Annotated in this window: 15 protein-coding genes; 2 read left to right on the plus strand and 13 right to left on the minus strand. The window is 63.9% G+C overall.

Annotated elements, in window-relative coordinates; all coding sequences use genetic code 11:
• Positions 1-68 precede the first annotated feature (68 nt).
• The 12 genes from H7C19_RS03275 to H7C19_RS03330 all read right to left on the minus strand — a co-directional run bounded on the left by H7C19_RS03275 (position 69) and on the right by H7C19_RS03330 (position 9788).
• Positions 69-1043: an RluA family pseudouridine synthase gene (locus H7C19_RS03275; RefSeq protein ID WP_185141147.1), complete on the minus strand. Its 975-nt coding sequence runs from the start codon at positions 1041-1043 to the stop codon at positions 69-71.
• A 15-nt stretch (positions 1044-1058) separates the two neighbouring features.
• Positions 1059-1676: a cob(I)yrinic acid a,c-diamide adenosyltransferase gene (locus H7C19_RS03280; protein ID WP_185141148.1), complete on the minus strand. Its 618-nt coding sequence runs from the start codon at positions 1674-1676 to the stop codon at positions 1059-1061.
• Positions 1673-2314 carry a bifunctional adenosylcobinamide kinase/adenosylcobinamide-phosphate guanylyltransferase gene (locus H7C19_RS35160; RefSeq protein ID WP_185141149.1) on the minus strand — a complete coding sequence of 214 codons (642 nt, stop codon included), beginning with the start codon at positions 2312-2314 and terminating at the stop codon, positions 1673-1675. The genes H7C19_RS03280 and H7C19_RS35160 overlap by 4 nt, the downstream gene beginning before the upstream one ends.
• Before the next feature lie 77 nt (positions 2315-2391).
• Positions 2392-2655, minus strand: a complete 264-nt coding sequence (locus H7C19_RS03290) for an aspartyl-phosphate phosphatase Spo0E family protein (protein ID WP_246469285.1) — start codon at positions 2653-2655, stop codon at positions 2392-2394.
• A gap of 111 nt (positions 2656-2766) precedes the next feature.
• Positions 2767-3981, minus strand: coding sequence for an aminotransferase class I/II-fold pyridoxal phosphate-dependent enzyme (locus H7C19_RS03295; RefSeq protein ID WP_185141150.1), 1215 nt, complete (start codon positions 3979-3981; stop codon positions 2767-2769).
• Positions 3982-4020: 39 nt separating this feature from the next.
• On the minus strand, positions 4021-4512 hold the full coding sequence (locus tag H7C19_RS03300; RefSeq protein ID WP_185141151.1) for an Lrp/AsnC family transcriptional regulator: 492 nt from the start codon (positions 4510-4512) through the stop codon (positions 4021-4023).
• A 120-nt stretch (positions 4513-4632) separates the two neighbouring features.
• Entirely contained in the window at positions 4633-4995 is a 363-nt protein-coding gene (locus tag H7C19_RS03305) for a spore coat protein (protein WP_185141152.1), read from the minus strand.
• Positions 4996-5010: 15 nt separating this feature from the next.
• Positions 5011-5241, minus strand: coding sequence for a hypothetical protein (locus H7C19_RS03310; RefSeq protein ID WP_185141153.1), 231 nt, complete (start codon positions 5239-5241; stop codon positions 5011-5013).
• 158 nt (positions 5242-5399) lie between these two features.
• A complete protein-coding gene (gene cysK / locus H7C19_RS03315; protein WP_185141154.1) occupies positions 5400-6320 on the minus strand; it encodes a cysteine synthase A in 921 nt (306 codons plus the stop codon).
• 15 nt (positions 6321-6335) lie between these two features.
• The gene (locus tag H7C19_RS03320) at positions 6336-6866 is read right to left on the minus strand and encodes a hypothetical protein (RefSeq protein ID WP_185141155.1); all 531 of its coding nucleotides are present in this window, start codon (positions 6864-6866) and stop codon (positions 6336-6338) included.
• A gap of 110 nt (positions 6867-6976) precedes the next feature.
• Positions 6977-7408, minus strand: coding sequence for a DUF350 domain-containing protein (locus H7C19_RS03325; protein WP_185141156.1), 432 nt, complete (start codon positions 7406-7408; stop codon positions 6977-6979).
• Between the two features lie 13 nt (positions 7409-7421).
• Complete coding sequence (locus H7C19_RS03330) at positions 7422-9788, minus strand: endonuclease MutS2 (protein ID WP_185141157.1); 2367 nt, start codon at positions 9786-9788, stop codon at positions 7422-7424.
• Positions 9789-9937: 149 nt separating this feature from the next.
• On the opposite strand from H7C19_RS03330, the gene H7C19_RS03335 reads away from it, so the two are divergent.
• Complete coding sequence (locus tag H7C19_RS03335; protein ID WP_185141158.1) at positions 9938-10309, plus strand: phage holin family protein; 372 nt, start codon at positions 9938-9940, stop codon at positions 10307-10309.
• 153 nt (positions 10310-10462) lie between these two features.
• Complete coding sequence (locus tag H7C19_RS03340) at positions 10463-10837, plus strand: cupredoxin domain-containing protein (protein WP_185141159.1); 375 nt, start codon at positions 10463-10465, stop codon at positions 10835-10837.
• Between the two features lie 736 nt (positions 10838-11573).
• Here H7C19_RS03340 and zapA read toward each other — a convergent pair.
• Positions 11574-14387: a cell division protein ZapA gene (zapA, locus tag H7C19_RS03345; protein ID WP_185141160.1), complete on the minus strand. Its 2814-nt coding sequence runs from the start codon at positions 14385-14387 to the stop codon at positions 11574-11576.
• Positions 14388-14391 lie beyond the last annotated feature (4 nt).

Below are 14391 nucleotides of genomic sequence, written 5' to 3' on the forward strand. Positions count from 1 at the left end.
GCCCTTTAGGTCACGATCGCCCTTTAGGTCCCTACCGCCCCTTAAGGTGCCCTACTGCCCTTAGCTGCCTACAGGCCTAGGCCGGCCGGCAGACGCTCCAGCGCCGCCTCCAGCGCGCGCAGGTCGTACGGTAGCGACGCGACCAGCGTCAGCGGCTCGTCCGTCACCGGGTGACGGAACGCGAGCAGCGCGGCGTGCAGCGCCTGCCGTCCGATAACGCCGGCCAAGCGGTCCGCGAGCGCCGTCCGCGCCCAATCCGGATCGGCGTAATAGCCGTCGCCGATGAGCGGGCATCCGACGGAGCCGAGGTGCACGCGGATCTGATGCGTACGCCCGGTCCCCAGGCGCACGTCCAAGGCGCTCGCCCCGCAGGCGTAAGGCCGCGCGACCTCGTAATAGGTCAGCGACGGCTGCCCGTCCGGCAGGACGGCCCGCCGGTGCGGGTCCTCCGGCACGCGTCCGATCGGCGCGTCCACTTCCCCGCGCGCCGCGGGGGGATGCCCGTAGACGTAGGCGCGATACTTCTTCTCGATGCCGCCGGCCATCATCTGGACGGACAGCTGCTGATGCGCGTACGGGTGCTTGGCCACGACGACCAGTCCCGACGTGTCCTCGTCCAGCCGGTGCACCGGCCGGAACCGGCAGCGCTCGCCGCGCTCCCGCCAGTAATGGACGACGCCGTTCGCGAGCGTATTCGCGTAATGGCCCGTCGTCGGATGGACGATCAGCCCGGCGGGCTTGTTCAGCACGAGCAGATGCTCATCTTCAAATGCGATGTCGAGCGCCATCGGTTGCGGCAGGATGTCCTCCGACTCCTCCTCCGGCATGCGCAGCTCGATCCGGTCGCCGACCGCGAGCCGGGCGCTCGAGTAGGCTTTCTCCCCGTTGATCGTCACGCCTGCCTCGGTCGTCTTGAGTCTGACCCATAGACGCCTGGACACGCCCAGCCGGTGGCGCAGCACGTCCCGGAGCATCCGCCCCTCGTCCTGCGCATCGGCCACGTGGACCAGCGGCGCGTAATATCCGTTCGTACGTTCCGTCATGCTGTCGATAGCCCCTTACTCCTTGTCGCGTTTGAACACGTTCGCGCCGCGTTCGTATTCGATGTCGCCGACGCCGAGCCGCGCATTCGCGGCGCGGGCGGCGGCGAAGAAATAGTCCGATAGCCGGTTCAGATAAGTCCGTACCTCCGCCGGGCAAGGCTGCCCGGCCGCGGCGAGCGTGACGACGCGACGCTCCGCGCGCCTGCAGACCGTGCGGCAGACGTGGAAGAGCGCAGCCGCCTCGCTGCCGCCCGGCAGGATAAAGCGCTGAATAGGCGGCGTCTCGGCTTCCAGCCGATCGATCCAACCCTCGACTCTCGCCGTCATCTCCGGCGAGACCTTCAACTGCTCCGGAGCCGGCGCCGCATAGGACAGATCGGAGCCGCAGTCGAACAGCTCGTGCTGGACGACGGTTAGGTCTTGAAGCAAGTCGTCCCACCACCCCGGCTGCCCTTCCCTTGCACCCTCGCCCGAGCTCGTTTGCGCGCGCGCGATCGCGGCGGCCGTCTGCCCGACGAACGCATTCAGCTCGTCGATGGTGCCGTAAGCTTCCACGCGCGCGTCGTCCTTGGACACGCGGCCGCCGATGACGGACGTCCGCCCTTCGTCGCCGGTGCGCGTATATAGTTTCACGATGGATTCCTCCGTTTCACTCGTTCGCCTCGCACTTCGGCCGCCAGCCCCGAAGTCAGCCGATAGATGCCGTGAGCCTGCTCCGACAGCCGTCGGTTCGCCTCGCATAGGAGCCCGATATATAGTCGCTCCCAGGGATCGCTCGCGAGCCCCGCGATCGTATCTTCGGTGACGACCACCCGCGTGCCCTGGAACCCCAGCAGCGCGCCCAGCACGTCCCGGAAGGCTGCTTCAAGCCCGGGGCGGCAGCGCGACAACGGATCCCCGCCTTCGGCGGAAACTCGCAGATCGCATCGCTCCGAGCCCGCGCGCGCGTCCGCGATGAGCTGCCTGAGCCAGCCTGACAAGCTGTCCATGAGCACCACCCTGCGATCGGCGCGGAACGGGTTCGAGCTGCGGTTGATCCGGTTCAGATGCCCGGAGAGCCGGTCGTCCGCGTATAGCCGCGACCATGCGAATCCGTAAGGCCCCGGATCCTCGGGCTCGGGCGCGAACGCAGCCTGCTTGTCCGCGCCCTTCGTCTCGAGCGGCCATGCGGGACAGGCCAGCCGGATCGCCTCCCGGCCGTGCGACTCGGCCAGCGTCTCCGCGTAAGCCGACTTGCCGCAGCCGATCCCCCCGGTGACCACCAAGAGCATCTCCCGTCACCCCCCGCTCGTTCATATCCTCACTATAGCACAAAAGAAAAAGGCCGGTAACGGAAGTCGACCGGGCCTTAGCGGATGACGCAAATTTGTCTCATATATTCGTTGATCTTCACGTCCAACATACGGCTGATCTCCATGACGGGCTCGGAGGTGAACGATTCTTCGCGAATGAACGTCTCCGTCATTCTGCGTCTTAACGTATCGATCTCCTCTTCCAGCCTTCTATCGATCAGCGGGGATGATCCGCCAGCCTCTCCGGTGTGATCCGGGGCGGATAAGATCATACGAGCCGCGGCCGTATCCAGGAGGTTATGTGGTTCCGCCGTCGCCATGCTCTTCCCCCTTTCGCCCGCATCCATCCATTTTCGTCTCGGGTTGCAAAACAAGGGTTATTATAGCAGAACCTTGGGAAAAAGAACATCTTTTTCGTATATTTTACCGCTTTATCTCAATTTATTCAAAAATCCGCCAATTCTCTCCAGCGCCTCTGTCAATTGTGAGACCGAAGTCGCATACGAGCAGCGGATAAAGCCTTCTCCGCCGCGGCCGAACACGTGTCCGGGGACCGCTGCGACCTTCACTTCCTGCACCAGCCGCTGGGAGAATTCCTCCGAGCTGAGACCCGTCGATTGAATGGAAGGGAACGCGTAGAACGCGCCTTGGGGTTCGTGGCATTCAAGGCCGATCTCGCGGAACCCTTGCACGACGAGCCGCCGGCGCTGGTTGTAGGACTCGATCATGCGGTGCATGTCTTCCATCCCGTTCTTCAGCGCCTCGAGCGCGGCCACTTGGCCCATGATCGGCGCGCACATGACCGTGTACTGGTGAATCTTGAGCATGGCGCCGATCAGATCGGGATGTCCGCACGCGTAGCCCATCCGCCAGCCGGTCATCGCGAACGCCTTCGAGAAGCCGCTGACGACGATCGTCCGGTCCTTCATGCCGGGCAAGGAGGCGAAGCTGACATGGCGCTCCCCGTAGGATAGTTCCGCATAGATCTCGTCGGAGATGACGATCAGATCGTGCTCTTCGACGACCTTGGCGATCGGCAGCAGATCCTCGTAGGTCATGACGGCGCCCGTCGGGTTGCTCGGATAGCAGAGGATGAGCAGCTTGGAACGCGGCGTGATCGCGGCCCGCAGACTCTCCGCCGTCAGCTTGAACTGATCCTTCGCGAACGTCTCGATGCCGACGGCTACGCCGCCGCCGAGCGTCGCGATCGGGTTGTACGGGATATAGGTCGGCTCCGGGATGAGGAGTTCGTCACCCGGCTCCAGCAGCGCCCGGATCGCCAGATCGATCGCTTCGCTGCCGCCGACGGTCACGAGCACTTCGTCCGCCGGATTGTACGTCAGATGGAAGCGGTCGTGCAGGTATTCGCCGATCGCTTCGCGCAGCTCGGGCATGCCGGCGTTGGCGGTGTACTGCGTCTTCCCCTTCTCCAGGGAATAGACCGCCGCGTCGCGGAACCGCCACGGCGTGACGAAGTCCGGCTCCCCGACGCCCAGGGAGATAATGCTGCTGTCCTTGCTTGCGCTCACCAAGTCAAAAAAACGCCGGATCCCCGATGGCGGGATGGCGCGAGCGCTGGCGGCGAGGTAGTCTTGCATGCCGCCCTTCGGTTTGCTGGTCTCGAGCTTTTCCTCGTTCGTAATCATGGGACATCGTTCCTTTGCGGTCGGTTTACTGGCATAGCGTTAAGGCGAGACCAGCAGGCGGTGATCGTCCTCGAACTCCTCGAAGATAATGCCGTCTTGTTTATATTTCTTCAAAATAAAGAAGGTTTTGGTCGCGATGACGGATTCGATGGTCGACAGCTTGTGGGAGACGAACGAAGCGACCTCCTTCAAGTTCTTGCCCTCGATCTCCACCAGCAGATCGTACGCGCCGGACATCAGATAGACCGACTTCACTTCCGGGTAGAGATAGATCCGCTCCGCGATGCTCTCGAATCCGCGGCCGCGCTCCGGCGTGCACTCCACCTCGATCAGCGCCGTTACTTTCTCGTCGTCCACCTTGCTCCAATTGACGACGGTCGCATACTTGACAATAACGTGGTCCCGCTCCATCTCCGCGATGGCGGAGGACACTTCGGCTTCGCCCGCCCCGAGCATCGTTGCGATCGTGGCGCCGGACAGCCTCGCGTCTTCTTTCAGCAGATCCAGAATCTTCAGCTTCAACTCGTTCATGGGGATCCCTCCTGAATAACTTTCATATTACATCAAATACAGGCTTGATGAAAAGGATCATTTCGGAAAGCGGGATACCGCGAAAAAGTCCTCCCCCGCCAAGCGGGGGAGGACTTCCGGTCAGTGCTGCTGTTGTTGCTGCTGCGCGGCTTGGGCTTGCTGCTGCTGCCAAGCGGGCATCGCTTGGTGCGCCTGCTGAACGAACTGGTTCGTTTTTTGCTGCGTGCTCTGATAGCTCTTCAACTGCTTGTCGATCTCTTGCTTCAACGCCGGCGACGCGGCGTTGTACATGTTCTGCGACTGCATCGCGTTGAAGAGCTCGCCTTGCATCTGAAGCGTAGTGTTCAAGAGCTGCGTGAACGATTGGCGAACCGTCGGGCAGACCGATTCGGTCGCCGCCGTGGCGTATTCGCGGGTCACGCGCTTCAAGTCGGACAATACGGTATATGCCAGATCCCCGTCCGGCATAAATTGCTGCGTCATCGTCGTCGTTCCTCCTTAAGATTGCGGTTGCATGGGCGCGAGCGGCTGGTGCTGCTGAAGCATCGACATCAGCGTCTGATAGTGCTGCGTGTGCACTTGCGCCTGATGATCGAGCACTTGCTTCACTTGCGGATTGGTGCAGTTCGCGGCGGATGCCGTGCATTGCTTGATCAGCAGGTCTTCGTTCGACATCGAGTCGGCGATATACTCGAGCTCTTTGGCGGTGATCGGCTGGAGCGTAGGCATTGGGTGAATTCCCCTCCTTTTCCTGACATCAAACGATAGTCTGGTTTGCCGCGCCGTTTTCTATACAGCGTTCCTATCGCCTCTCGCCGGAAGACGATGAAGGCCGTCCCTGGCGAACGGCTTCGCCCGGAACGGCCTGGAACGGTACGACGATACGGTTAGAAAAGGTCCATGCTGAGATACCGCTCCCCGGTATCGGGGGCGATGCAGAGGACGCGTTTGCCGGCCCCCAGCTTCTTGGCCAGCTGCAACGCCGCCCACACCGAAGCGCCGGAGGAAGGTCCGACGAGCAGGCCTTCCCTGCGCGCCAGCTGCTTCATCGTCTCGATCGCGTCCTCGTCGGTCACGCGGACGATCTCGTCGTAGACGGCGGTGTTGAGGATCTCCGGCACGAACCCGGGGCTCGTCCCGACGAGCTTGTGCGGGCCGGGCTGGCCGCCGGAGAGCACGGGAGAGCCCGCAGGCTCCACCACCGCGACGTAGATGCCCGGCAGCTGCGCCTTCAGTGTCTCCCCGACGCCCGTGATCGTCCCGCCCGTCCCCGCCGTCGCGACGAAGGCGTCCAGCCTTCCGCCGGTCTGCTCGATAATCTCGCGCGCCGTCGTCGTCCGGTGAATGTTCGGATTCGCCGGATTCGCGAATTGGTTCGGCATGAAGCTGCCGGGATTCGCCGCCACGATCCGCTCGGCTTCCGCGATCGCGCCGGGCATCCGCTGCGCGGCAGGCGTAAGGACGACTTCGGCGCCGTAGCCTAGGAGCAGGGAGATGCGTTCCTTCGTCATGTTGTCCGGCATGACCAGGATGAGCCGATAGCCCCGGGCAGCCGCGTTCATCGCCAGACCGATGCCGGTATTGCCGCTCGTCGGCTCGACGATCAGGGAGCCGGGACCGATGAGCCCCCTCTCCTCCGCGTCGGCGATCAAGCCGTAAGCGGCCCGGTCTTTGACGCTGCCGCTCGGATTCATCTTCTCCAGCTTTACCAGCACTTCGGCGTCTTCGCCGCCGGTCAGTCGGCGCAGCCGGACGGCAGGGGTGTCTCCGATCATCTCGGCGACCGATTGATAGACCCTGGCTGTCATTGCGCCATCCCCTCTCTAGTCGTCCCGGGCTTCCCGGCTCAACTTCTGCGCGACTCGTCCGCGGTCCGCGTCGGACAACGTATGCGTCATCGCGAAGCAGGACGGGCAAACGTAGACATGCATCTCGAAAGGCGCTTGAAGCACCGCCTCGCCGCCCAGCAGTTCGGCCTTGCGAGGCGAGAACGCCTCCGCCGAGACGGTCTGGCGGCCGGCTTCGAGCATATACTCGCGGCACTGCGGACATTCCGGCACGAGATCCTGCTCGTCTAGCAGCGCCTCAACCGTCTCCTCGTAGCGCAGGAGCGCTTCGTTCTTCTCCCGAAGGTCCCCGTCCTGCCCCCATGCGAGATCGTCCGTTTCCGATTCGGACGCGACATCGTCTTCATCCTCTTCGTCCTCTTCTTCCTCCGCCTCCGCGCCGAGGCCGAACTGCAGCGTGCGGTAGCCCTTCAATTCATTGTCGCAGACCGGGCAGAATTCGTCCGGCTCTTGGCCTTCTTCTTGAATCAGTTCGCTCTGGCACCACGGACATACGATCGCGGCCATATTATCCCTCCATTACCATATACACGATGCCGAAAATAAAAAACAGCACGGCAATCGCGAACAGCGTTCCCCATAAATACTTCATCCCAAATCCTCCTGCGGCAACCCGCTCAACCGAGCGTCACGGCCGCGCCGATTATATAGGAGAGCGACACGGACAGCAGCAGCGAGATCAGTCCGACCGCGCGATTGTCCTTGCCGATCTCGTCGTCAATCCGGAAAACTGGCGTGACGAATTCGAACAGGAAGTACGCGGCGAGGAGCAACAGAAACCCGGCCCCGGCCCACAGCAGACTCTCGTAGATCGAATCGTTCGATTCGATCGAGAAGCGGAAGATGTTGCAGATTCCGAAAATCTTGCCGCCAGTCGCCATGGCCACGGCCAAATTGCCTTTGCGAATCTCGTTCCAGCAGTCGTACTTCGTCACCCATTCGAAGCAAGCCAGGCAGACGATCAGCATGAGGATGCCGACGGAGAAATAGGCCAGCATCGCTACAATCGGATGCGCCAGCCAGGTGTCGACGGTTCCCGTCTCAGGCATCGGACGCCCTCCTCTAGTTCAATTCGGCGACGGTGACGCCGGCGCCGCCTTCGCCGTAATTGCCGAGCCGATAGCTCTTCACGTGCTTGTGCCGGCGCAGGAAATCCTGGATGCCGCTGCGAAGGGCTCCGGTGCCTTTGCCGTGGATAATATACACCTGGCCTAGATTGGCCAGGAACGATTCGTCCAGGAAGCGGTCCACTTCGATGATGGCCTCATCGAGCGTCGCGCCGCGCAAGTCGAGCTCCATGCGGATGTTCTCGTCGCGCGATCGCTTGACCGTGGTCGCTTGGACCGGCGCTTTCTTGGCTGCCGCGGGAGCGCCGGATTTGCGGACCGGATCCAGATCGGCGAGCGCTACCTTCATCTTCAGGATGCCCAGCTGAACGAGCGCTTCGTTGCCGGACAGTTCGACGACGTGGCCCTTCTGTCCGCCCAGGCTGAACACCTTGACTTCGTCTCCCGCCTCGATCTTGACCGGCTTCCCGCCGCCTGCGCGGGGCTTCTCCACCGGATCGGGCACCGCTTCCTCCAGCCGCCGCTTTGCTTCGATCAGACGGTGCTCCTTGACCGATGCGCCTTCCTCCATCGCGAGCTTCCTCAAGTCCGCGATGATCTCTTCCGCTTCACGCCGCGCCTTGGCGACTTGCTGGCGGGCTTGCTCGCGCGCTTCCTCCAGCAGTTTGGCCTTCTGCTCCTGGAACTTGAAGCGTTCGTCCTCCAATTGCTGGCGGAGCGTCTCGACTTCGCGGCGGTCGCGCTCGGCCGTTTGCCGCTCGGATTCCGCCCGCCGGCGATCCTGCTCCAGCGAGGCGATCATCGTGTCGACCTTCAGTTCGTCCTCGCTGACTTCCCCTCGGGCATGATCGATGATGGCGCGCGGCAGACCGAGCCTTCCTGCGATCGCGAACGCGTTGCTTCGGCCGGGCACGCCGACCAGCAGCCGGTACGTCGGGCGCAAGGTCGCCACGTCGAACTCCATGCTGGCGTTAATGATGCCTTCCCGGTTGTAAGCGTAGGCTTTAAGCTCGCTGTAGTGCGTCGTCGCCACGATCCGGCAGCCGATGAGGTGCAGATGCTCCAGGATCGCGATCGCGAGCGCGGAGCCTTCCGCCGGATCCGTGCCGGCGCCCAGCTCGTCGAGCAGCACGAGGCTGCGCGGCGTCACCTGCTCCAGCATGCCGATCAGGTTCGTCATATGACTGGAGAAGGTACTGAGATTCTGTTCGATGCTCTGCTCGTCGCCGATATCGGCGTAGATCCCGTCGAACACGCAGAGCGAGCTGCCGTCGTCGGCGGGCACGAACAAGCCGGACATCGCCATCAGGCTGAGCAGGCCGACGGTCTTCAGCGACACCGTCTTGCCTCCGGTATTCGGACCGGTGACGATAATCGCCGAATAGCGCTCGCCCATCTCCAGATCGATCGGGACGACCTGCTTCGGATCGATGAGCGGATGGCGCGCGCGCTTCAGCCGCAGTTCCCCCCGGTCGTTCATCGCCGGGAGCGTGCCGAACATCGCATCGGCCATCCCGGCCTTGGCAAAGATAAAGTCGATATAGCCAAGCGATTCCGCGTCCGAAGCGAGCAGCTCGGCTTTGTTGCCGGCAAGCTCGCTAAGTTGGCGTAGAATGCGCTCGATTTCCTTTTGCTCCCTGACTTTAAGCTCCCGGAGCTTATTGTTCAATTGAAGCACCGCTTCCGGCTCGATGAACAGCGTCGCGCCGCTCCCCGACTGGTCGTGGACGATGCCGCCGAAGTGCGAGCGGTACTCCGCCTTGACGGGAATGACGTAGCGGTCGTTGCGCATCGTGATGAGCGCGTCCTGCAGCATCTTCTGCACCGTGGTCGAGCGGACGAGGCTATCCAGCTTCTCCCGCGCCCGGCCTTCCCCGATGCGGATCTCCCGGCGGATCGTGGCGAGGTCCGCGCTGGCGGCATCCATCACCTCGCCCTGCTCGTCGATGCAGCGGCGGATCTCGTCCTCCAGCGGCTTGGCGTCGATCAGCGGCTCGCAGAGGTCCTCCAGCAGCGGTATCTCAAGTTCGTCCGAGACGGCCGCGACATATTTGCGTATACGCCTGGAACCCATGATGAACTGCGCGATATCCATGAGTTCGGACGGTCCGAGCACCCCGCCGAGCTTGGCGCGCCCCAGCGGCGCGCGTACGTCGGTGACGCCGCCGAACGGCGGCGCGCCCTTCAAGGCGACGGCTCGGGCCGCTTCGTCGGTCGCGGCCAGCCGGCGTTGCACTTCCCGCAGATCCGACGAGGGACGAAGCTTGCCCGCCTCTTCCTTGCCCAAGGACGTCGCTCCGAGATCCGTCAGGCGTTGGATGATTTTATGATATTCTAACGTAATTAGCGCCTTGTCGTTCACGGCGAGGCCCAACTCCTCTCGCCCTTATTATATCCGATGCGGCGGCGCTTGCGAAACCTTCCACTCATACCGTTCGCGCCGATGGATACACTATTCCCAATACCGGTGCGAACCGGGAATTAGATCAGCTAGTCTGGAGGGATCGGAGCATGCAATTTCTTGGTCACGTCGTCCGTTTCATCGTCTCGGCGATCGTCCTGATGATCGTCGGCTTCATCGTGCCGCAGTTCGCGATCGGCGGCTTCTGGAGCGCTTTGATGCTCGCGCTCGTCATCGCGGTGCTCGGTTGGATCATCGAAGGGATTTTCGGCAAAAGGGTCACGCCCTTTGGCCGGGGGATCGTCGGATTCCTCAGCAGCGCGCTCGTCATCTGGCTGGCGCAGTTCGTCATCGGGAACATGAGGGTTACGATCCTCGGAGCGCTGCTCGCGGCGCTGGTCATCGGGATCATCGACCTCTTCATTCCGGTCGCCAGCCCGTTCCGCGCCGGCCGCAACAGCAGCCGTCCCGAACGGAATTGACAGGCGACGGCCCCCAAGCTCGGCTCCCGCGAACGCCGCGGGAGCCGTTTTTCGTTCATCTTTTGGACATATCCCGGCGCACGGACGATGTGATATGATATTGCCGAATCGGCCTAGCGCCGGTTCGACGCTATCGATCGGAGGGGAACCGGTTTGTTACGTACGACATTCGCCAAGCTGCTCGCCGTCGGCCTCGTCGCGCTTGCGCTGTCCGCATGCGGGAGCAAGAACGACAACGCGGCGCAGCCCGAGGATACGGCGGCGGCCTCGCAGGAGATCGTCATTCGCGCCAGCAACTGGCAGTTCGATCAGACGGAGTACAAGATTCCGAAGGATACGCCGGTCCGCATCAAGCTGGAGAACGAGGCGGGCGCGCACGGCGTGCAGATCGAAGGCGCCGGCGTCAAGCTGAGCAACGGCAAGAAATCCAAAGTCGTCACGCTCGCGGCAGGTACATACGACATCAAGTGCTACATCGTCTGCGGCGACGGCCATCTGAAGATGAAGGCCAAGCTGGTCGTCTCTTAAGCGGCGCACGGCGAGGCGGCCAAGGTTTGCTTGGCCGCCACGCGCCCGGACGCCTGCGACGCTTCATCTTAAGCCGGCCTGCGGCCTTCGGCCTCTGGCGGCAGCTTGACCTCCATCCCCTAGCTCACCGCTTAATCGCCTTCGCGCAGACGCGCCTCAGTCTGTTCCCGCCGAGTATGATTTTTCGCTCTTTCGCGACGATGAATGACCGCCTTCACCTTGCCCTCCGTGCCTCCGCCAAGACATCGCGTAGCCTTGCGATTCCCGTCGTGACGTATGAAAACCGTTATGTCTATTTTTCGGCTTACGCACCTCCACCGGCCTTCTCGCAGACTTTAAGGCGGTTTTTCCGCCTTACGCACCTCCGCTCGGCTTTCTCGCAGACTTTAAGGCGGTTTTTCCGCCTTACGCACCTCCGCTCGGCTTTCTCGCAGACTTTAAGGCGGTTTTTCCGCCTTACGCACCTTCCCTCGGCCTTATCGCAGACTTTAAGGCGGTTTTTCCGCCTTACGCACCTTCGCGCGGCCTTCCCGCAGACTTTAAGGCGGTTTTTCCGCCTTACGCACCTCCGCGCGGCCTTCCCGCAGGCTGAATTGTCTGTTTTTCGGGTTACGCTGGGCCGCGGACGCGTTCGCCACGCTGCTAACTTCTCCTTTCGGTTACGTGGACAAAAAAAGCCGCCCGCCCAAGCAGGCAAGCCTGCGCTCGCTTGGGAAGACGGCCTGGCAGAGGCTCGTTAAGATTGTTCTTCGAGCATGTCGATCCATTCGTTGTACTCGTTCTGGAGCTTCGAATATTCCACCTGCAGTGCCTCGAATTCCCGGCGCATCGTGAGCAGCTCCGTCTCCAGGCGTTCGACTTGCTCGTTGTCGCCGCTCTCCCCGCGGATACGCTCGGCCAGTTCGGCGCGCTCCGCCTCCAGCGTCTCGGCCGCCGCGGCCCGCGCGCGGGCCGCTTCCAGCTCGGCTTCGCGGATGCGCTCGGCCAGCTCGACGCGTTCCGCTTCGAGCGCCTCCATCGCGGCCGCTTGCGCGCGCGCCGCTTCGATCTCGCGCTCCGCCGCGCGCGCGGCTTCGAGCTGCCGCTCGCCGGCGCGGCTCAGCTCCGCGACGCGCGCTTCCAGCGAGGCCGCGCGTTCCGCCGCTTCGCGTCCCGATTGCTCGACCCGGGCGACCTCCGCTTGCAGGCGGTGCGCCGCTTCCCGCGCTTCCCGCTCCCGGGCGGCCAGCTCGCCGAGTTCGCGCTTCAGCTCGTCGCGCTCCTGCTCCGCGGCCGCGCGGGACGAAGCCTCCTCGTTTATTCGAAGCTCGGCTTCATCCGCCAGCGATTCTCTCTCCTTGTCTTCCGCGTCCGCGGCCAGGCGATAGGCTTCGACGGCCTGCCTCAGCTCCGCCGCCTCCGCGTCGATCCGGTCCTTGTAGGCCGCCCACTCGGACAGCTGGGCCTGGCGTTCGGCCTCGTCCGCTTCCCGCTGCGCGCGTTCCCGGGCCGCGGCTTGACGCTCCGACTCCGCCGCCGAGGCAGCGGCATCGCGCGCGTCCAACGCCGATTGGAGCTCCGACTCGTACAGCTCCTGCGTCGTCTTCAGCTCCTCGCCCACGGCGGCTTCGGCTGCCTGCAGCTTCGCTTCGTATGCCGTATGTACGGCGGTCAATTCCTTCTCGTAGAGGGCCTGAAGCTCCTTCATCTTCGCTTCGTGGGCGGCCTGCGCCTCCGTCAAACCGCTGACCTGCGCCATCTGGGCCGTCAGCAGCTCCGTCTCGAACGATTCCTGCATCTCCTTCGCGGCCGATTCGTAGGCCATCTTCGCCGCCTCGCGCTCCGCTTGCCGCTCGGCGTCGGCTTCGTCCAGCGCGGCTTGGGCCCGCGCAAGCGCGGATTGGGCTTCGCCTTGCACGGCGCGCGCCTCGTCCAGCGCCGCCAGCGCTTCCGACAGCTCCGCCTCGTGCCGCGACCGGACCGCCTTCAGCTCGTCGTCGCGGCTCGCTTCGGCGGCGGCGACCGCTTGGCGGGCCGCGGCCATCGCATCGGTCAACTGCGCATGCGCCAGCTGCAGATTCGCCTCCGACGCAGCCAGCGCTTCCGACAGCTCCGCCTTCGAAGCTTCGAGCGCGTCCAGGCTCTCCGCCTGGAGCTGATCGATCTCTTGGCGATGCCCGGTCCGGAGCCGGTCCAGCTCGGCGCGGCTCTCTTCGAGCAGCCGGTCGCGTTCGGCGTCGTGTCCCGCTTGAAGCTTGGCGACTTCCGATTCGTGGGCGGACCGGACTTGCGCGAGCTCCGCCTTGAGATCGTCGCGCTCCGTATCATAGCCGAGACGCAGCCGTTCCAGCTCCGCGCGATGGCCTTCCTGGAAGCCGTCAAGCTCCTGCCGGTGCGCGGCGCGAACCTTCGCCAGCTCGGCCTCCAACGCGGAGCGCGCCGCTTCCTGCGATTCGGTCAGCGCATCTTGCGCCGCCTCGGCCTGCTCGGACGCCTGCCGCCCCTCGGCCTGCAGGCGCGCGAGCTCCGTCTCGTACAGCTCCATCGCGGCCTTCAGCTCCGCTTCATGCCCGTTCGCGAGCGCCGCCAGTTCGGCGAGATGGCCTTCGCGCAGCCGCTCCGCATCCGACGCGCGGCCGGCCCGCTCCGCATCGGCCGCTTCCCGCAGCGAGGCGATCGCCTTCGCATGCTCCTCTGCCAGCTTCGCCAGCTCGGCCTCGTGGCCGGCGAGCAGCCGGGCCAGCTCCGCCTGCTGCTCCGCCCCCAGCCTTTCCAACGCCTCGCGCTGTCCGGCCTGCAGCCGCTCCGCTTCGTTCTCGCGGCCAGCGCGCTCCGCAGCAAGCTCGTCGTTCAGCAGCTCCACCTCGGTCCGGTAGTCCGACTCCAGCTTCGCGTAGGCTGCCTGCTGCTCCTCGAGCAGCTTCGCGCTCTCCAGCCGCTGGCTGTCCTGCGCCTCCGCGAGCGCCGCTTCCTGCTCCGTCCGCAGCCGCGACAATTCGGCTTGGTGCGCTTCCATCAGCCGTTCGCGTTCGGCTTCACGGCCGCCGCGCTCCGACGACAGCTCTTCGTTCAGCAGCTCCAGCTCCAGCTGATGATTCTCGAGCAGCTGCGCCAGCGCCTCGCGGTGCTCGCCCAGCATCCGATCCCGGTCGCCGTCCGCGTCCAGCCGGCTCTGGGTCAGCTTCTCCTCGTATTCGTCGCGCAGCCCCTCCTGCTTGGCCGCGTGCGCCTGCTCGGCGTTCTCCAGCGCGACGGCGCTCTGCGCCTGCAGCGCGTCCCACTCCGCGAGCATCGCCTCGAGCTCCGCCGCAAGGCGCTTGCGCTCGACTTCCTCGTGCAGGAGCCGTTCGTTCTCCCTGCGGATCCGCATGAGCTCGTCCGCCATATTGACTGAAGCGAGCACCGCCAGCTTGGCCAGATCGAGCCTCGGCGAACCGCTTGAGATCTTGTGCATCTGTTCATTCACTAGCGAGGCAACCCGCCGCATGTACTCGATGCTGGAGTGTCCAGTAAGGGTATATTGCGTTCCGTATATGTCAACCGTTACGCGTGTCTTATCGTCAGCATTCACGGCG

The sequence above is a fragment of the Cohnella nanjingensis genome, assembly GCF_014212125.1.
GTDB lineage: Bacteria > Bacillota > Bacilli > Paenibacillales > Paenibacillaceae > Cohnella > Cohnella nanjingensis.